This window comes from Dyella humi, assembly GCF_044904605.1.
In the GTDB taxonomy this organism is placed as follows: domain Bacteria; phylum Pseudomonadota; class Gammaproteobacteria; order Xanthomonadales; family Rhodanobacteraceae; genus Dyella_B; species Dyella_B humi.
Map to the genome: position 1 here is coordinate 1,228,639 of NZ_JADIKI010000023.1, position 17,151 is coordinate 1,245,789.

18 protein-coding genes and 1 tRNA gene are annotated in these 17,151 nt (G+C 62.6%); 10 read left to right on the top strand and 9 right to left on the bottom strand.

What is annotated here, in order from left to right:
- Positions 1–10: 10 nt before the first annotated feature.
- The 5 genes from ISP18_RS16785 to ISP18_RS16805 all read right to left on the bottom strand — a co-directional run bounded on the left by ISP18_RS16785 (position 11) and on the right by ISP18_RS16805 (position 5,261).
- Complete coding sequence (locus ISP18_RS16785; RefSeq protein ID WP_380014596.1) at positions 11–1,504, bottom strand: efflux transporter outer membrane subunit; 1,494 nt, start codon at positions 1,502–1,504, stop codon at positions 11–13.
- A 12-nt stretch (positions 1,505–1,516) separates the two neighbouring features.
- Positions 1,517–3,094, bottom strand: coding sequence for a DHA2 family efflux MFS transporter permease subunit (locus tag ISP18_RS16790; RefSeq protein WP_380014599.1), 1,578 nt, complete (start codon positions 3,092–3,094; stop codon positions 1,517–1,519).
- The gene (locus ISP18_RS16795) at positions 3,091–4,203 is read right to left on the bottom strand and encodes an HlyD family secretion protein (protein ID WP_380014602.1); all 1,113 of its coding nucleotides are present in this window, start codon (positions 4,201–4,203) and stop codon (positions 3,091–3,093) included. Before ISP18_RS16795 ends, ISP18_RS16790 begins: the two co-directional genes overlap by 4 nt.
- A 15-nt stretch (positions 4,204–4,218) precedes the next feature.
- Entirely contained in the window at positions 4,219–4,746 is a 528-nt protein-coding gene (locus ISP18_RS16800) for a winged helix-turn-helix transcriptional regulator (RefSeq protein ID WP_380014605.1), read from the bottom strand.
- A 438-nt stretch (positions 4,747–5,184) separates the two neighbouring features.
- Positions 5,185–5,261 (bottom strand) — tRNA-Met (locus tag ISP18_RS16805).
- Positions 5,262–5,444: 183 nt separating this feature from the next.
- Between ISP18_RS16805 and ISP18_RS16810 the strand changes: the two genes are divergently transcribed.
- From ISP18_RS16810 to ampE, 8 genes are all read left to right on the top strand, one after another.
- Positions 5,445–5,987 carry an RNA pyrophosphohydrolase gene (locus ISP18_RS16810; RefSeq protein WP_380014608.1) on the top strand — a complete coding sequence of 181 codons (543 nt, stop codon included), beginning with the start codon at positions 5,445–5,447 and terminating at the stop codon, positions 5,985–5,987.
- A gap of 56 nt (positions 5,988–6,043) precedes the next feature.
- Positions 6,044–6,244, top strand: a complete 201-nt coding sequence (locus tag ISP18_RS16815; protein WP_380014611.1) for a (2Fe-2S)-binding protein — start codon at positions 6,044–6,046, stop codon at positions 6,242–6,244.
- A 138-nt stretch (positions 6,245–6,382) separates the two neighbouring features.
- Positions 6,383–6,853 (top strand): bacterioferritin, encoded by a 471-nt coding sequence (bfr, locus tag ISP18_RS16820; protein ID WP_380014614.1) that lies wholly within the window; start codon positions 6,383–6,385, stop codon positions 6,851–6,853.
- 213 nt (positions 6,854–7,066) lie between these two features.
- Positions 7,067–7,828 (top strand): DUF6776 family protein, encoded by a 762-nt coding sequence (locus ISP18_RS16825; RefSeq protein WP_380014617.1) that lies wholly within the window; start codon positions 7,067–7,069, stop codon positions 7,826–7,828.
- Entirely contained in the window at positions 7,815–8,243 is a 429-nt protein-coding gene (locus tag ISP18_RS16830) for a bactofilin family protein (RefSeq protein WP_380014620.1), read from the top strand. Before ISP18_RS16825 ends, ISP18_RS16830 begins: the two co-directional genes overlap by 14 nt.
- An 82-nt stretch (positions 8,244–8,325) precedes the next feature.
- Positions 8,326–8,694, top strand: coding sequence for an iron-sulfur cluster insertion protein ErpA (gene erpA / locus ISP18_RS16835; protein WP_380015881.1), 369 nt, complete (start codon positions 8,326–8,328; stop codon positions 8,692–8,694).
- A 16-nt stretch (positions 8,695–8,710) separates the two neighbouring features.
- On the top strand, positions 8,711–9,664 hold the full coding sequence (gene nudC / locus ISP18_RS16840) for an NAD(+) diphosphatase (RefSeq protein WP_380014623.1): 954 nt from the start codon (positions 8,711–8,713) through the stop codon (positions 9,662–9,664).
- A gap of 81 nt (positions 9,665–9,745) precedes the next feature.
- Positions 9,746–10,615: a regulatory signaling modulator protein AmpE gene (ampE, locus tag ISP18_RS16845; protein ID WP_380014626.1), complete on the top strand. Its 870-nt coding sequence runs from the start codon at positions 9,746–9,748 to the stop codon at positions 10,613–10,615.
- A gap of 72 nt (positions 10,616–10,687) precedes the next feature.
- Here ampE and ISP18_RS16850 read toward each other — a convergent pair whose 3' ends face one another.
- Positions 10,688–12,562, bottom strand: coding sequence for an MFS transporter (locus tag ISP18_RS16850; RefSeq protein ID WP_380014629.1), 1,875 nt, complete (start codon positions 12,560–12,562; stop codon positions 10,688–10,690).
- Between the two features lie 36 nt (positions 12,563–12,598).
- Here ISP18_RS16850 and ISP18_RS16855 point away from each other — a divergent pair, with 36 nt between their 5' ends.
- Together ISP18_RS16855 and ISP18_RS16860 are read left to right on the top strand one after the other, a co-directional pair.
- Positions 12,599–12,997, top strand: coding sequence for a DUF2784 domain-containing protein (locus ISP18_RS16855; protein WP_380014632.1), 399 nt, complete (start codon positions 12,599–12,601; stop codon positions 12,995–12,997).
- 2 nt (positions 12,998–12,999) lie between these two features.
- On the top strand, positions 13,000–13,464 hold the full coding sequence (locus tag ISP18_RS16860) for a GFA family protein (protein ID WP_449757886.1): 465 nt from the start codon (positions 13,000–13,002) through the stop codon (positions 13,462–13,464).
- Between the two features lie 75 nt (positions 13,465–13,539).
- Here ISP18_RS16860 and purD read toward each other — a convergent pair whose 3' ends face one another.
- From purD to ISP18_RS16875, 3 genes are all read right to left on the bottom strand, one after another.
- Positions 13,540–14,823: a phosphoribosylamine--glycine ligase gene (purD, locus tag ISP18_RS16865; RefSeq protein ID WP_380014638.1), complete on the bottom strand. Its 1,284-nt coding sequence runs from the start codon at positions 14,821–14,823 to the stop codon at positions 13,540–13,542.
- 102 nt (positions 14,824–14,925) lie between these two features.
- Positions 14,926–16,296: an AMP-binding protein gene (locus tag ISP18_RS16870; protein WP_380014641.1), complete on the bottom strand. Its 1,371-nt coding sequence runs from the start codon at positions 16,294–16,296 to the stop codon at positions 14,926–14,928.
- 141 nt (positions 16,297–16,437) lie between these two features.
- Complete coding sequence (locus ISP18_RS16875; protein ID WP_380014644.1) at positions 16,438–17,010, bottom strand: L-threonylcarbamoyladenylate synthase; 573 nt, start codon at positions 17,008–17,010, stop codon at positions 16,438–16,440.
- Positions 17,011–17,151 lie beyond the last annotated feature (141 nt).

Below are 17,151 nucleotides of genomic sequence, written 5' to 3' on the forward strand. Positions count from 1 at the left end.
TAAAGACTGACTACATCTGTGATGTAGTGGCCGTAGCACGCGTATCCAATGCCGGGATCCAGCCGCCGCCAAGCGCGCGGAAGGCGGCGACTGCGGCGCGTGCATCGTCGGCGTGCACGCGCGCCAGCTCGTCGCGCGAAGCAAGCAATTGGCGATCTTCATCCAGTACTTCGAGCAAGCTCACCGCGCCGCCTTTGTAGGCATCCTCAGCCGCCGCGCGAGCGCGCTCATGCGCGGCAACTTCCTTGGTCAACTCGTCGTGCTGACGTTCCAGCTCGTTGAGCGCGACGATGGCATTTTCGACATCTTCGGTCGCACGCAGCATGGATTGGCGATACGCGGCCAGCGCTTCCGCGTTGGCGCCCTTGGCCTGCACTACCTCGGCATCAACGCGGCCGAAATCGAACAAGCGCCAATGCAACCCGAGCGCTGCCTGCGGCTGGAACGCTTTCGCCGTGAACAATTCACCGCTACGCAAGCTTTCGAAGCCAAGCAGCGCACCGAGCGAAACCTTTGGGTAATACTCGGCCGTCGCTTCGCCGATGCGCGCATTGGAAGCGGCCAGCCGCCGCTCGGCCGCCATCACGTCCGGACGCCGACGCAGCAGCATGGCGGGACCGCCATCGGTGTCGATAGAAGGCACGGCAAAGCGCTGCGTGCTGGCGAGCACTTCCTCGCGATAGGTGCTGGGTGCCATGCCCATCAGCACATCGAGTCGGTTGAGCTGCTGCTCCAATTCGATCTGCAATGGCGGCAAAGTGGCGCGTGCTTGCAGCACCAACGCCTCGGCTTGCGCCTGCTCACGCGCCGTAGCCAGGCCGCCGGCAAGACGCAAACGAACGAGATCGAGCAGACGGTTTTCCGTTTCCACCTGCTGCTGCGCCAAAGCGAGACGCGCCTGTGCACCGCGCACACGGAAATACGCATCCGCCGCCTCCGCTGCGAGCGATACACGCACGCCAATGCCAGAAGCCTCGGCCGCCTGCGCTTCAGCTTGCGCTGCCTCAGCACCGCGATGGAGGCCGCCGGCAAGATCGAGTTCCCAGCTCGCGCCGGCGCCGATGGTTTCGTAGGTCTGATCTCGGTGGTAGCCAGGTAACGCGCTGCCGATTTCGCCAAGGGGGCTGTCGAGCGACTGGTGGATGCGTGCCGCTTGCGCATCCAGGCTGCCCTGCGGCAGCAGCGCGGCGCCGGCTTCGCGAGCCGCCGCACGTGCCTGGTCGACGCGCGCCATCGCTGCGGCAAGATCAAGATTCTGCGCCGTCACACGCCCGATGATGCGCGCGAGCTCTGGATCGTCGAAGCCCATCCACCAGGTATCCAGCGCAGGTGCGGACTGCGACGCATTGCGTTGAGCTAAGTGCTGCTGTCCGACGTATTGCGCGTTCGTCTGCACAGTGGGCTTGGTGTAATCAGGGCCAACCATGCAGCCGGAAAGTGCCATGGCAAGCACGGCGAACAAAGCCGTGCGCCTGAAGAGCTGTTTTTTGACGGGTGTGAACATGGATAACGCGCCTCAATGCGCATCGGCCGACGGTGTGGGAGGAGGCGCCACCTTACGCATCATCGGCACCAGCATGGTGGCGGCGACGAAACAGACGGCGATGGCCAGGAACGCATCTGCGTAGGAGAGCGTTTGCGCCTCCCGGAACGTCAGCCGCCACAACTGCTGCAGCTCGCCATCCGTATCACCTACGCTGGCGAAATGTCCGGCGCTCTGCGCGAGCCACTGGTTCATGGCCTCATTGGTGCTATTGAGGTGCTCGGCCAGCCGATAGAAGTGCAAATTGGTTCGGTCGTTGAGAATGGTTGCGCATATGGCGATGCCGATGGCGCCGCCGAGATTGCGCATCAGATTGAACAGCCCAGAGGCAAGTCTCAGGCGTGCCGGCGGCAAACCACCGAGCGTCAAGGTCACTACCGGCGGCACCGCCAACTGCTGAGCTGCACCACGAAGCGCCTGCGGAAGCAATAGTTGATGCGAGCCCCAATCATGCGTGATCGGCGTGAAGTCCCACATCGACAGTGCGAATAGCGCCAGCCCTGCCATTAGGATCCAGCGCAGATCGAAGCGCTGTGCAAGGAACGCATACAAGGGAATGGTGAGAATCTGGAAGATGCCAGTGGAAAACACCGCCTCACCGATCTGCAAAGCGCTATAGCCTTCCACGCGCCCGAGGAAGATCGGTGTGAGATAGATGGTGGCAAATATGCCAATGCCGGTGATGAAGGAGAACAGACAACCCAACGCGAAATTCAAATCTTTCAATGCGCGCAGATCCACGACCGGATGATCGTACGTCAGGCTGCGTATCACGAACCCGGCACCACAAAGGCCGGAAAGCCAGGCCGTCGCGGTGATCGTACTGTCGGTCAGCCAGTTCCAACGCGGGCCCTCTTCCAGCGTGTACTCCAGGCAGCCCAGAAAGATCGCCAGCAGCAGCATGCCGAAATAGTCAGCGCGACGCAGCAGCGAAACATCCGGCGCATCGATATTCACCAGCATCGGCACGGCAATGGTGACGAACAAACCGGGCACGAGGTTGATGAAGAACAACCAGTGCCACGACCAATGATCCGTGATCCAGCCGCCCAGCGTCGGGCCGAGCGTCGGCGCAAGCGAGGCGATGGCGCCGATGGTTGCCGCCGCGATCACGCGCTGCTTGCCGTTGAAGAACACGAAGGCAGTGGTGAAGACCATCGGAATCATCGAGCCGCCGAGAAAACCCTGCAGCGCGCGGAAGACGATCATGCTCTGGATGTCCCACGCGGCACCGCACAGCAAGCTGGTGAGCGTAAAGCCGGCGGCCGATAGGGCGAACAGCCAGCGTGTAGAGAGCACGCGCGACAACCAGCCTGACAAGGGAATGACGACGATTTCCGCGATCAGGTAGCTCGTCTGCACCCATGCCGTTTCATCCACACCTGCGGAAAGGCCACCGCCGATATCACGCAACGATGCCGACACAATCTGGATGTCGAGCAGCGCGATGAACATGCCCACGCACATGCTGGCGAAGGCGAACACTTTCTTCGCAGCACCCAGCTCCGCCGGATCAATCGGGGGCGCAGCCAAGGCGGCGCGCAAGCTCATGGCGCACTGCTGCCGGCTGATGCACGCGTATCGACTTCAGCAATCACGGAAAGACCGGGGCGTAGCAGGCCGAGCGCGTCGTCTTTCTTGTCCAGCGTGACGCGCACCGGCACACGCTGCACGATCTTGGTGAAGTTGCCGGTGGCGTTTTCCGGTGGCAGCACGCTGAATTCGGCGCCAGTGGCCGGCGCAAGGCTGGTCACATGACCGTGGAACGTGCGACCTGGCAGCACGTCCGCGCGAATGTCGACGAGTTGGCCCGGCTGCATGTGCGCCAGCTGGTCTTCCTTGAAGTTCGCGTCCACCCACAAACCATGCGCGGGCACCACTGATAAAAGTTGAGTACCTGCAGCGGCATAGGCACCGACGCGTGCGCGCCGGTTGCCGATCACGCCATCCACCGGTGCGCGCAATTCGGTGTAACTCACGTTCAAAGCGGCGATATCGCGCTCCGCCTTCGCTTGCGCAAGGGCCGCGCGCGCCTGCTGTTTCTGCGAGGCAATCACATTGAGCTGGCGCTGCGCGGCGATCCATCCCGCCTCGGCTTTTTCGGTATTGGCGCGAGCCGTCTTGTCGGTTGCATCCGCACGCTGCGCGCTTTCCACGGAGACCGCCGCGCGCCCCGCCAGTTGCTGATAGCGCACTCGATCATCATGCGCGCGGGTGGCTTCGGCACTGGCTGCGGCGATGTTTGCCTTCGCTTCGTTGATGACCGCCTGTTGCAACTGCTCGGTGGCATCGAGATTGGCAAGCAATGCCTCTTGCGCAGCGACTGCACCCTCGGCTTTCGCCAGTGCGGCGAGGTAATCGCGGCCATCGATCTTCACCAGCAGATCGCCGGCGTGCACTTGCTGGTTGTCCGTCACGTTCAACGCAGCGATGTAGCCGGATACCTTGGGTCCGATCACCGTGATGTCGCCACCTACATATGCATCATCGGTGTCCTGAATGAACCGCCCGATGCTCCACCAATGGACGCCGTAGACCACGCCCAGCAATAAAGCGGCCCCCATCGCAATGCGAAGCGCGTGCTTGCGCCTGGATTTGGGTGGCACCGCTTCGGTGACGTCGGGAATATCCAATCGCTTGTCGGCAATAACGGTGCTCATGACCCTGCTCCGCCATTACTGCGATGAGTTGGTCGACGTGGCGCGCTGTTGCGCGCGTCGTTGCCGATAGGTGTTGACGCGGGAGCGAATGCGCTCGTCGGCGGCGGGCCCCGCATGCATGGCGTGACGTGCGCGGTCGATGGGCTCACCCGTCTTGGCATCCACCATCATGGGCTCGACCACTTCGCCAGTGCGCTCGTCGATCAACTGCATGGCCGGGCCTTCGGTCGCGAAGTGACGATTGCCCCAAGCCATCAATGCCAACAGCACGGGCCGGAAATCACGCCCGCGCGGCGTCAGCACGTATTCGTAGCGAGGCGGCTTTTCGCTGTAGCGCAGACGCTCCAGCAGGCCGGCATCGGTCAGGGCGCGCAACCGGCGCGTGAGCATGTTCGGCGCAATACCGAGGCTGCTTTGGAAATCATCGAAACGCGTCACGCCAAGAAAGGCATCGCGCAGGATCAGGATGCTCCACCACTCCCCGACGCGCTCGAGACTTCGCGCGATCGGGCATCGCATATCGTCAAAACTGGTCCGCTGCATGGCGCTTTACCACCCAAGCTGTGTGCTTGGGTGCACATCATGCGCTAGTAACTATCATTATGCAAGTTACTAGATTAGCGACAACGCCGAGAATTTTCAAGGCACTGTTTTCAAAAGGAAAAATGAAAGGCAATGCCCGCCCACGAATGGCCTGCATCCGGCTACCGAGGTTGCGCGCAGGAGCGACTCGCCCTGAAAGCTGACCTGACGACCTGGCTTGCGCCTGCGTCGACGATGGCCGCCTGGCCAGCGAGTAAAACCACAGCGCCAGCTACAGGTTGATAACGAACACTGCCGGGAAATAGAACTTGTCGTTCAAACCGGTAAGCCACGCCCGGCCGAGATAGGTGCCGAGAATGCGCCCGGGCACCGGATGACATCAGACAACGGAATGCACCCTCGATATCGAGGGTCTGGCATGGATGACGTCAAAGGAGATGGTGGCTATGGGTGGACTCGAACCACCGACCCCAGCATTATGAGTGCTGTGCTCTAACCGGCTGAGCTACATAGCCAAGGGATGCGCCGTCCGGGAACCGGATGGGCTTCTATTCAGGCGGGGCGCGGAAGTGTAATCGGGCCGCCCTTGCTGTTCAAGTGGTTGGCTTGCTCCCGCTTCGTAGGCTGTGGTTGAATCGATCCAGGGTCACGTGCGCTGACGTCTGGCAGACTGCAGCGACAGGCCCCGAGGAGGCTGGATGATCGACGCAGATGGCTACCGTCCGAATGTTGGCATTGTGCTGCTAAATGCAGACGGCCGGCTGTTCTGGGCGCGCCGCGTCCATCGCGACGGTTGGCAGTTCCCCCAGGGCGGCATGCGCAGCGACGAAACGCCGGTGGAGGCCATGTACCGGGAGCTGCAGGAGGAAACCGGCCTGCTGCCCCAACACGTCGAAGTCATGGCCAGCACCCGCGGCTGGCTGCGCTATAAGCTGCCCAGCCGCTATATCCGCCATCACCAGCATCCCACCTGCATCGGCCAGAAGCAGGTGTGGTTCCTGTTGAAGCTGGTCGGTGGTGAAGATGCGCTGTGCCTGGACGGCTGCGAGAAGCCCGAGTTCGACCTTTGGCGCTGGGTGGATTTCTGGTACCCAGCCGCCCACGTGGTGAACTTCAAGCGCGACGTCTACCACCGCGCCCTGCGCCATTTCGCACCATTGGTGGAAAGTACGCTGTGCATTCAACTGGGTCCGCAGCCGCAGCTGCATAGCCGCGCTGGCCGCGGCCAGCGGGCCGCCTGAATCGGCTGGCTGAACTCTAGTTGACAATCATTCGCATTCGCGTTGAAATACGCGACATGTACATTTGCCTGTGCAACGCCGTTACCGATCATGACATCCGCCGCGCGGCCGCCGACGGCGTGCGTAGCTTCCCCGAGCTGCAAGCACGCACCGGCTGTTCCGATTGTTGCGGCTGCTGCGAAGCCGAAGCCCGCGCCACGTTGGACAAGGCCGTCGCGCAGGTCGCAGTGGATCTGCCGATTCTGGTCGCCGCCTGACCGTCCGCACATTGTCGGATGCTTCGAACGCCATCGCCTCCAAGCGATGGCGTTTTTCGTGGCGAATCATCCGTGTCGCGACAACGCGCCGCGCCAAGCACGTATAGTTCCGCATCAGCCCCAAACCGGAGAACAGCCATGAAAGGCGACGCCAAGGTCATCGAGTTCCTCAACAAGGTGCTCTACAACGAACTGACCGCGATCAATCAGTATTTTCTGCATTTCCGGATGTTCAAGAACTGGGGCTACAGCGAACTCGCCAAACACGAGTACGAAGAATCAATCGACGAGATGAAGCACGCCGATCGCCTGATCGAGCGCATCCTGTTTCTGGAAGGACTGCCCAATCTGCAACATCTGGGCAAGTTGCGCATCGGCGAGAACGCGCTCGAATGCATTCAATGCGATCTCGATCTGGAACTGGCCGCCGTGCAGGATCTGCGCGCCGCCATCGCGCACAGTGAAAACGTAGCCGATTTCGTGAGCCGCGATCTGTTCAAGGAAATTCTGCGCGCGGAAGAAGATCACATCGATTGGTTGGAAACGCAGCTAAGCCTAGTGAAAGACATCGGCGCGGAACGTTACCTGCAATCGAAGATGGAAAGCTGAATCGCTTCGCGTCACTTTCTGTGAATCAAGCGCTTGTGTGCTTGATTCACGTCAGGCCATTTCGGTCTGCGCAGACAGATCAAGCCGCAACAAAGTTAAGAACGTATTGCTTCGCGACAAGCCAAGGCGATCTGCCGCACAAAGCGCCTGTCGCTTTCTTGACGGTCTCATCACGGACGGGCTATACCCACCGTTTTGCCGGAAGGGCCATCCATGGCTTCCCGTCCACCGCCCCGCTACGTCGTACGTCCGCACGACGCTGCCAGTCAGCGTCGCAGGATGCTGTGGCTGGGGCTGGCCTGGCTGGGTAGTCTGTTGCTGGTGGTGGTGATCACCGCGCTGTTAAGCGGCGCGTGGAAAAGCGTGGGGCCGAGCCTGGTGGATCGACGCGCGCTGCGCACGCTCACCGCGGAGAACGAAAAGCTCAAGCAGGATGCCGCCAACCTGCAACGCTCACAGCAAGTCGGCGACGTCGCCAACCAGGCGCTGCGCCATACCATTTCACAGCGCGATGAAGAAATCAGCGGACTACGCGCCGATTTAGGTTTCTACTCGCGACTGGTCGGCGGCGATGCGCAACGCGAAGGCCTGAAAGTGCAGGAAGTTTCCCTGCAGCCCGTGCCGCATTCGCAAGCCTGGAACCTCACCATCAGCCTCACCCAGAACGTCAAGCGCAACGACGATACCAACGGCACCACCACGGTCAGCGTGGAAGGCCTGCGCAACAACAAGGTCGTGCAGTTGGATTGGTCCACGCTCGGCGATGCCGCCGAAAAGAACGGCATCCCCTTCCGCTTTCGCTACTTTCAGCAATTGCACACCACCATCGCGCTGCCGGCCGATTTTCGACCGACGCGATTGCATGTCACGGTCACGCCCGACAATGGCGACCCGGTCAGCCGCGCGGTTGCCTGGAACGATGCCCTCTCCAGCCCAGTCACGATCACCCAAGGGGAATCCGATGCTCAGCCGTAACAAACGCAATGAACCTACCTCCTCCCGCCACGCCGACACCAGCCTGATCGCGCAGGGCACGATCATCCGCGGCGACGTCCGCTTTACCGGCACGCTGCACGTGGAAGGCCGTATCGAGGGTGCAGTGCTGGGCGAAGGCGCCAACGCGGTGTTTACGCTGAGCGAGCATGGCCAGGTGCAGGGCGAAGTGCGCGTGCCGCACGCCATGATCAACGGCCAGGTGACCGGCGACATCTACGCCAGCGAGCGGCTGGAGCTGGCCACGCAGGCCCGCGTAGTAGGCGACGTTCGCTACAGCTCCCTGGAGATGGCCGCCGGCGCCCAGGTAAATGGCCGCATCGCGCACCAGGGCGACGACCATGTTCACCGCGAACTGCCCGCGCCGGAACTGCGGCATGAGACAGCAACCGCCTGAATCGGACGGCGAGGCTAAATCCGGTCCATGGGTTCAAGCTGATATGCTTGAGCCCGCAGTGTTGCAGCCCCATATCCGTGCCATGGAAACCATCGTAGCCATCCCCGATTACCGCCAGGCCGGCGCGCCCCTCCTGTTCACCGAGGCCGCTGCGCGCAAGGTGCACGAACTTATCCAGGAAGAAGGCAACCCGGAGCTCAAGCTGCGCGTGTACATCAGCGGCGGCGGTTGCTCGGGCTTCCAGTACGGCTTCACCTTCGATGAGACGCGCGCGGAAGACGATTTTGCGCTGGACCGCGAAGGCGTCACCCTGCTGGTGGATCCGCTTTCCCTGCAGTACCTCACCGGCGCCGAGATCGACTACACCGAGAGCCTCAGCGGTTCGCAGTTCGTCATTCGCAATCCGAACGCGAAGACCACCTGCGGTTGCGGTTCCTCGTTCTCAACGTAAGCGCTGGCCAGTCCGGATGATTGCGACGAAGCTCAACACTTTCGCCGGACTCAGCCTGATTCTCGACCGCGTCGCCGAACAGCGCGACGCCTACGACTGGGTCGCGGCCAAAGCCGGTTCGCCCGACGCGCGCTACCTGCTACTGGATGCCGCAGGCGACGCCTTTCTGCATCGGGAAGAAGAAGCCCTGCGCTGGCTTGATGCCGGCGAGCGGACGCGCCTGTTAGCACACGCATCCTGGAGCCTGCTCGGCATTGCCGACGGGCAACCGCACTTCATGCTGCTGCTCGGCGAGAACGACGACGTCGCCACGCTGGAAGAAACCTTCAACGCCCGGCGCGTGAGCCTGCGCGAAGCGGGTTTGCGCCTGGCAGCCGACGAAGCTGGCCTGTTCGCCTACGCCAAGGGCCTAGCGCACTGGCAGCGCGAAACCCGTTTCTGCGCGCGCTGCGGCGCGGCGCTGCAGTTGGTGTCCTCCGGCCACCGTGCGCAATGCACCAACCCTGCCTGTGGCCGTCTGCATTTTCCGCGCACGGACGCGGCGATCATTGTGATCGTCGAATACCAAGGTGCCTGCCTGCTCGGGCGCCAAGCCAGCTGGCCGCCGGGGCGCTACTCCACTCTCGCCGGCTTCGTGGAGCCGGGCGAAGCGCTGGAAGATGCGGTGCGACGCGAAGTCGCCGAGGAAGCCGGCGTCATCGTGGGCGACGTGCATTACCACTCCTCGCAACCCTGGCCGATGCCGGCTTCGCTGATGGTCGGCTTCACCGCCACCGCGCTTTCCTCCACCATCCAGCTGCGCGACGACGAGTTGGAAGATGCGCGCTGGTTTACGCCACAGCAGATCATCGACGGGCTGGCCGACGGCAGCTTGAAGACGCCAACGCCGCTTTCCGTGTCTTATCAGTTGCTCTCGCATTGGCTGCAGCAGCGCGCAGGGCTGGATCTGGATGCACTGGTAGCACAGTGAAGCTTTGAAGCTTCTTGCGGATTCGTGAATCCGGCCACATCACTCGCATACAATCGCAGCCATTGGAGGGAGTCCGTTTTCATGGCCATACGCCTGCTCGCCGCGCTCATCGCTCTTGGACTGCTGCACTTGCAGCCGCAACTGGCGTGCTGGCGTGGTGACGCCGGCTTCCGGCGCTGGGTGAATCAACTGGCGGATACCAGCGGCGTGGGCCGCGTGGTACTGGCGGTACTGGTTCCGGTAGTGGTCTGCGCGCTGGTGATCTGGATATTGCACCGCCTGCCACTGTCGGATCTGCTGCTATTGCTGTTTGCGCTGGCCGTACTTCTGTTTTCCTTGGGACCGCATGCATTCGAAGCCGATCTGGAAGCGATCCTCAAAGCTCCCGACCAGGCCAGCCGCGAGGCTGCTGCACAAGTCTTGTCGGACGACGGCGAAACCGTCGCTTGGCGCTCCGCCGATCTCGGCGAAGCCACCGCCTATGCCGCATTGCGCCGTCGCTTCGGCGTGCTGTTCTGGTTTTTCGTGCTCGGCCCGGTTGGCGCCCTGCTCTATCGTCTCGCTCGGCAATTGGGTCACGACACGTCGCTGGCACTGGATGCCGGCGCACGCACCAACGCGCGTTATCTGGCCAATGCGCTGGACTGGCTGCCGGCGCAGCTGATGGTTTTCACGCTGGCGCTGGTGGGCCATTGGGATGCGGTGATCGGCGCGTGGCGCCGCTGGCACCAGCAGGCAGCGCCGAACAGCTGGTATCTGTCCAATCCCGATTTCCTCGGTGCCGCGGCGCGCGCCGACGTGCTGACCGATATCGAAGGTGGCGACGGCTATATCGAAGAACGTACCGATCCGCTGCACGAGCTGCGTCGTTTGCGCGATGCGCTGTTGCGTGCGTTGCTGGCCTGGTTGAGTGTGGTGGCGTTAATTGTGATGGGAAGTTGGCTGCACTGATTGCAGGTTAGGGCGTAAATCCCAACAGTGCCGTATATGCATAGATTCCGATGCTGGGGTTTGCACCCCAGCCTAGGCCATGTCACCACGCAGCACCTGCACGCGCTCCTCCAGCATCGCCGCGCTGCTTTCTTCCGGTGGCCGCGGCGCGTCCACGATTAATTCCACATGCGCACGAAAACGCCGCGGCAAGCGCGCGCGTCCGAGCATCGAATCGTGTCGACTCCACACACTGCCCCACAAGCCGCGCAAGGCCATCGGCACTACCGGCACCGGCCTTCTGGCAAGAATCTTTTCCACGCCAGCGCGAAACGGCGCGATGCTGCCGTCCTTGGTCAAACCGCCCTCGGGAAAGATGCATACCAACTCGCCATCCGCCAGCGCCGCATCCACGTCGTCGAAGGCGCGCTGCAGCACGGCCGGATCTTCCTTCTGTCCGGCAATGGGAATCGCCTTTGCCGTCTTGAACACGAAGTGCAGCAGCGGCACGTTGAAGATCTTGTAATACATCACGAAGCGCGCTGGACGGCGCAAATTCGCCATCAGGATCAGCGGATCCATGAAACTCACATGATTGCAAACCAGCAATGCTGCCCCTTCTTCCGGTAGATGGCGCATGCCGTCCACGCGAATGCGGTACAGCGTGTTCACCAGCACCCAGGTGATGAAGCGCATCAGGAATTCGGGTACCAGCGTGAAGATGTACGCCGCCACCACTACGTTGAGTAGCGCGGCGAACAGAAAAATCTGCGCGGCACTGAACCCCAATCGCTCCAGCGCGAGCCCGAAGCAGGAGGCGATCACGATCAATAAGGCGTTGAGAATATTGTTGCCAGCGATCACGCGCGACAACCGGTCGCGTGGCGCGCGCGATTGCACGAACGCAAACAACGGTACGACGTAGAAGCCGGCAAACACGCCGATCAAAGTGAGATCCAGCACAATGCGCCAGCTTCCTGCCGCCTGCAGGAACGCCAGCCAGTCCAAGCCACGCTGGGCCGCCGCGCCGGAACGCGCCAGGAACAAGTCCACGCCGAACACGGTAAGTCCGAATGCGCCCAGCGGCACCAGGCCGATTTCCACGCGCTTGCCCGACATCTTTTCGCACATCAACGAACCGATGCCGGTGCCGATGGAGAACAAGGTAAGCACCAGCGTGTTCACCGTGCCGTCGCCGCCCAGATTGATGCGCGTGTACAGCGGCAATTGCGCCACCAACACCGTGCCGAAGAACCAGAACCAGGAAATGCCGAGCACCGCGTTGAAGACCGCGCGATCTTCGCGCGTGATCCGCAGCACGCGTCCCGTTTCGCTCAGAGGATTCCAGTTGAATTTGAGTTCCGGCGCGGTGGCCGGTGCTGGCGGAATTTGCCGGCTGACGAAATAGCCGATCACGGCGATGCCAATGGTGAGCGCAGCGGAAAAATGCGGCCCCACACCGGCGATCAGCATCAGCACGTTGCCGACCGTCATGCCGATCAGGATCGCCATCTGCGTGCCCATTTCCACTAGCCCGTTGCCGCCGACCAGCTCGCTAGACTGCAGCGCCTGCGGCAAGATCGCGTACTTGATCGGCCCGAACACAGTCGAATGCACGCCCATCATGAACAACACGATCAGCAGCAGCGGCAGATGGTGCGTAATGAAGCCATAGGCCGCCAGCACCATCGCGGCGATCTCGAACAGCTTTACGTAACGGATGATGCGCGTCTTCTCGAACTTCTCCGCTAGCTGACCTGCTGTGGCGGAAAACAGAAAGAACGGCAGGATGAACAGCGCCGGCGCCAGGTTGGTGTACAAGCCAACGTCGCGATCCGACAAGCCCATCTGGAAAGCCGCCAGCATCACCATGGCGTTGCGGAAGGCGCTGTCGTTGAACGCGCCCAGCGCCTGCGTCCAGAAAAACGGTGCGAAACGTCGACTGCCTAGCAGGGCGAACTGGCTCATGCGGATCCTTGGCAAACGGGTCGCCACTAGCGTAGCGTGAAAATCGTTTCCGTCACGAGCGACGGCCCTGCCCTTATGTACCTGCTGCTTGCCGATGCCGTACTGGCCTTGCATCTGGCCTTCATCCTGTTCGTCTGCCTGGGCGCGCTGCTTGCGTTGAAGTGGCGCTGGGTTCCCTGGCTGCAGCTTCCGGCGGCGGCTTGGGGGGTGTTTGTGGAAGCCAGCGGGTGGATCTGCCCACTGACTTCCCTCGAAAACTATTTTCGTGTTCACGCAGGGACCGCGGCTTACCAGGGCGATTGCCTCGGGCATTACCTCACCGCAACGATCTATCCCGACGGCCTGACCAGAAATATCCAGTTCGTGCTCGGCGCGGTGGTGGTGATCGTAAATCTTTCGATCTACCTCTGGCTGCTGCGCACGCGACGCACGTGAGCATGACGTATGCTTGCGCGCTGAACACGCCAACCAACGGGCACGCCATGTTGATCGCCGGAAGCTGCCATTGCGGAAACATCACCTTCACCCTCGACTGGGCACCTGATCCCGAAGCCATTCCCGCGCGCGCCTGCACGTGCACGTTTTGCAGCAAGCATGGTGGTGTATGGACGTCCTATCCGGCCGGTTCGCTGCACGTCAAAGTGAAAGATCCGGCGCAGGTATCGCGCTATGCGTTCGGTACGGAAACGGCCGATTTCCACGTTTGCAAGCAGTGTGGCGTCGTGCCTTTGGTCACTAGCGTGATCGATGAAAAGCTGTATGCCGTGGTGAACGTGAATACGTTCGAGAATGTGGCGCCATCGCTGTTGCAACGCTCGCCGTCGACGGTCGATGGCGAGCGCACTCACGACCGCCTGGCGCGGCGCAAGCGGAATTGGATCGCAGACGTGACGTTCGCATGACCTTCATGGCCTTCATTGACCGGCTTCACAACAGCGAAGCTGGTCAATGACGGCGGCAAAGATTTGCGTCGAGATTTATCCCCGCCGCAAAGCGCGATGCGCAATATCCTTGCGACAGAATGCGCCATCGAAATGGACCTTCTTGATGCTGTCGTACGCGCGTTCGCGCGCCGCCGCGATGTCCTTGCCCAGCGCGCAGACGGTCAGCACCCGTCCGCCGGCGGTGATGACGCGGCCCTGTTCATCGAGCTTGGTACCGGCGTGAAACACCTTCGCGTCCGTACCGAAGTCCGCATCCAGACCTTCGATCACGTCGCCCGTTTTCACCTTGGCCGGATAGCCGCTCGCCGCCATCACCACGCCGATGGACGGGCGCGCATCCCATTGCACATGCGTGTGGTGCAGCTCGCCGTCCAGTGCGGCTTCGATCAGGTCGACCATATCCGATTTCAGGCGCAACATGATCGGCTGCGTCTCCGGATCACCGAAGCGCACGTTGAATTCGATTACCTTCGGCGCGCCATGCTTGTCGATCATCAGGCCGGCGTAGAGGAAGCCGATGAACGGCGCACCTTCGGCAGCCATGCCGCGCAGGGTCGGTTCGATCACTTCCTTGAGGATGCGCTTTTCTACTTCCGCCGTAACCACCGGCGCCGGCGAATATGCGCCCATGCCACCGGTGTTCGGGCCTAGATCGTTGTCGTCGCGGCGCTTGTGGTCCTGGCTGCTGGCCATCGGCAACGCGTGCGAGCCATCGCTCATCACGATGTAGCTGGCTTCCTCACCGTCGAGGAATTCTTCGATCACCACGCGCGAGGATGCATCGCCGAAAGCGTGCGCGCCGAGCATGTCGTGCAAGGCGAGTTCCGCATCGCCCAAAGTGAGCGCAACGACCACACCCTTGCCTGCAGCCAGGCCGTCCGCCTTGATCACGATCGGCGCGCCATGCTCGCGCACATAGGCCAGCGCTTTGTTGAGTTCGGTGAACACGGCGTAGCGCGCAGTGGGAATGTTGTGGCGTAGCAGGAAATCCTTGGCAAAAGCTTTGGAGCCTTCCAGCTGCGCGGCGATCGCGCGCGGCCCGAAGATGCGCAAGCCCGCGGCGCGGAACTTGTCGACCACGCCGGCCACCAGCGGTACTTCCGGGCCGACCACAGTGAGCTCCACCTTCTCCGCCTTGGCGAGCTTCAGCAGGCCTTCGATGTCGGTGACGGCCACGTCGGCATTGCGCACGCCGTGCTCGCGCGCCGTGCCGGCGTTGCCGGGCGCTACGATCACTCCGCTCACGCGCCGCGATTGCTTGAGCTTCCACGCCAGTGCGTGCTCGCGGCCGCCATTGCCGATCACCAGAACCTTCATGCCTGCTCCACTGCTTTAAAAAGAGGCCGCTGTTGCGCGGCGCAGCGCGCATTGTAGTGGGTGTTTGAGCTTTGGCTTCCTCTCGCCACCGGGAAGAGGGCGCTAAGTACGCAGCAAGTCCAGCAATGCCGCGCGCGGCAGCTTGCCAGTCTCGTTACGCGGCAAGCTTTCGACCAGGCGCAGCGGACGGGGCAGGAAGACCGGATCGATCAAGGCGCGCAGTGCATCGACAATGGACTGCTCGTCGAGCGCCGGCGCCACCGCGAATGCTGCGATGCGCCGCACACCGATGGCATCGGCGTCGTCCAACTGGAACACCACGCCGTCCTCGACACCCGGAATGTTCAACAAGCGGCGGGTGAGATCGCCCAGCGAGGCGCGCTTGCCAGCGATTTCCAGCAGATCCGCATGGCGTCCGCACAGTTCGAAGCTACGGCCCTCATCGTGCAAGGTGACGATATCGGCCAGCACGATAGGGGCATCAAGCTGCGGCGCTTCGATCTGCGTGCCGTCGGGCTGCGGGTGCAGATGCGCGCCGTGATAAAGCGACCAGCGACTGTCGACGGTCGCCCGCCGCGATGCGAACGCGCAGGTTTCGGTGGAGCCGAACACTTCAAGCAGCGGCGCGTGGAAGCGCTGTTCGGCCTGCGCCGCCAGCTCGGGCGGCATCGGTGCGGTGGCCGAGAGCATCGCGGCCAGCGGCGGCAGCGTCACACCGGACGCGACCAGCGCGCGCAGATGCACCGGCGTGGTCACAAGCACGCGCGGCACGGGCATTTCGTCCAAGGCGGCGGCGATGTCGGCCGGAAAGAACGGACGGCCGGAATGCACCTGCACGTCGCCCAATAGCGGCAGCAGGATCGACATTTCCACGCCGTAAATATGCTGTGGAGGCACCGTCGCGACCACCGAAAATCGCTCGCCCACCACCTGGTGCAGCATGTGCAGGTTGCCGGACGTACTTGCGTGCAGGCTGCGCCAGGATTTGACGTTCGAGCGCGGCGTGCCGGTGGAGCCGGAGGTATAGCCCACCGCCACGGTCTGCAGTACGGGGATGGACGGCCATGCCAGGTCGTCCGGCACGACTTCGTCGACCGGTAGCGGCGGCAGCACGTGGTAGCGCTGCGGCGCGGGGTGAAAAATGCGATCGCCCACGGCATGGCAGCCTGGGTGGGCGGCCATCACCTCTTCCACCGCCTGCGGTGCGCGCGAAGGCGGCAGCAGATTGGCCTGACCGCGCAGCGCAATGGCGCAAAATGCGACGAGAAAGGCATAGCGGTCTTCGCACAGGTTCACTGCGGCGGGGCCTTCGGGCAGGTGCGCGGCCACGCGCTCCATGTGTGCGATGAACTGCGCGGCAGTGATCGCCTGGGACTCGTGCATCGCCACCACGCGGCGCGGATCGCCGACCTTCAACAGCGGCAGCAGGCGCTCCGCTTCATCACGTTGATAGGTGTCGTAGACGATCGCCACGCGCAGACTCCTGATTGCAACCCATGCGAAACCCTCCGCCGGCCAGATCGGTCGGTGCTGCCGGTGTCTGGAATTTGCCCCCTGATCTCACGCCAACAGCTGAATCGGCACTCATCGCGCCGCAGCCGTGTTCTGCGGGATTCAGGTTCGGATGATAGCGCCTGTCAATGCGTCCCGGATGGTGGTGGGCTGGGTTGCGCTACCCAGGGGCGCGTCCAGCACGCCATCCAGTGCATCGCCGAAGTAGGTTTCAAGCGCGGCCAGATCGCGCGCCGGCGGCTGGCCGTGTGGGTTGGCGCTGGTCGATACCAGGGCGCCACCGAAGGCACGGCATAGCGCGGCCGCCGGGTCATGCGCGGTCACCCGTAGGGCGATGCCCTGGTGCGCACCGGCTACCCACTCTGGTACCTCTGCGCTACGCGGGAACACCCAGGTAAACGGCCCCGGCCAACTTGCTCGCACCTGCGCCAATACACCTGCCGGCACCTTCGCCATGTCGACGTAATGGGCGAGTTGCGTGAAATCGGCGGCGATCAGCAGCACGCCCTGCGTGGCCGGACGCTGTTTCAGTTCGAAGATGCGTTCGAAGGCCGTGCGATTGTGCGGGTCGCAGCCGAGGCCGAAGACGGCTTCGGTGGGATAGGCGATTACGTCGCCTTTGCGCAAAGCGTCGGCGACGGATTGGAGTTGGATGAGGGTGTAGTGCTTGGGCATGCGGATGGAGTCAAGTTGCTGTGATCTGCTCCCTCCCCTGCTTGCAGGGGAGGGCCGGGGCGGGGTGAATACTTGCCTCAGACTTACCCGCAAGTGTTCACCCCCTCCCAACCTCCCCCTGCAAGCAGGGGGAGGGGCACA

Excerpts from the sequence above, each read along its gene's own strand:
- ISP18_RS16830 (WP_380014620.1), top strand. The coding sequence starts at position 7,815 with ATGCTCAGCCGTAACAAACGCAATGAACCTACCTCCTCCCGCCACGCC.
- ISP18_RS16815 (WP_380014611.1), top strand. The coding sequence starts at position 6,044 with ATGTACATTTGCCTGTGCAACGCCGTTACCGATCATGACATCCGCCGC.
- ISP18_RS16860 (WP_449757886.1), top strand. The coding sequence starts at position 13,000 with ATGACGTATGCTTGCGCGCTGAACACGCCAACCAACGGGCACGCCATG.
- ISP18_RS16790 (WP_380014599.1), bottom strand. The coding sequence starts at position 3,094 with ATGAGCTTGCGCGCCGCCTTGGCTGCGCCCCCGATTGATCCGGCGGAG.
- ISP18_RS16850 (WP_380014629.1), bottom strand. The coding sequence starts at position 12,562 with ATGAGCCAGTTCGCCCTGCTAGGCAGTCGACGTTTCGCACCGTTTTTC.
- ampE (WP_380014626.1), top strand. The coding sequence starts at position 9,746 with ATGGCCATACGCCTGCTCGCCGCGCTCATCGCTCTTGGACTGCTGCAC.
- ISP18_RS16795 (WP_380014602.1), bottom strand. The coding sequence starts at position 4,203 with ATGAGCACCGTTATTGCCGACAAGCGATTGGATATTCCCGACGTCACC.
- bfr (WP_380014614.1), top strand. The coding sequence starts at position 6,383 with ATGAAAGGCGACGCCAAGGTCATCGAGTTCCTCAACAAGGTGCTCTAC.
- nudC (WP_380014623.1), top strand. The coding sequence starts at position 8,711 with ATGATTGCGACGAAGCTCAACACTTTCGCCGGACTCAGCCTGATTCTC.
- ISP18_RS16810 (WP_380014608.1), top strand. The coding sequence starts at position 5,445 with ATGATCGACGCAGATGGCTACCGTCCGAATGTTGGCATTGTGCTGCTA.
- ISP18_RS16800 (WP_380014605.1), bottom strand. The coding sequence starts at position 4,746 with ATGCAGCGGACCAGTTTTGACGATATGCGATGCCCGATCGCGCGAAGT.
- ISP18_RS16825 (WP_380014617.1), top strand. The coding sequence starts at position 7,067 with ATGGCTTCCCGTCCACCGCCCCGCTACGTCGTACGTCCGCACGACGCT.
- purD (WP_380014638.1), bottom strand. The coding sequence starts at position 14,823 with ATGAAGGTTCTGGTGATCGGCAATGGCGGCCGCGAGCACGCACTGGCG.
- ISP18_RS16785 (WP_380014596.1), bottom strand. The coding sequence starts at position 1,504 with ATGTTCACACCCGTCAAAAAACAGCTCTTCAGGCGCACGGCTTTGTTC.
- ISP18_RS16875 (WP_380014644.1), bottom strand. The coding sequence starts at position 17,010 with ATGCCCAAGCACTACACCCTCATCCAACTCCAATCCGTCGCCGACGCT.
- erpA (WP_380015881.1), top strand. The coding sequence starts at position 8,326 with ATGGAAACCATCGTAGCCATCCCCGATTACCGCCAGGCCGGCGCGCCC.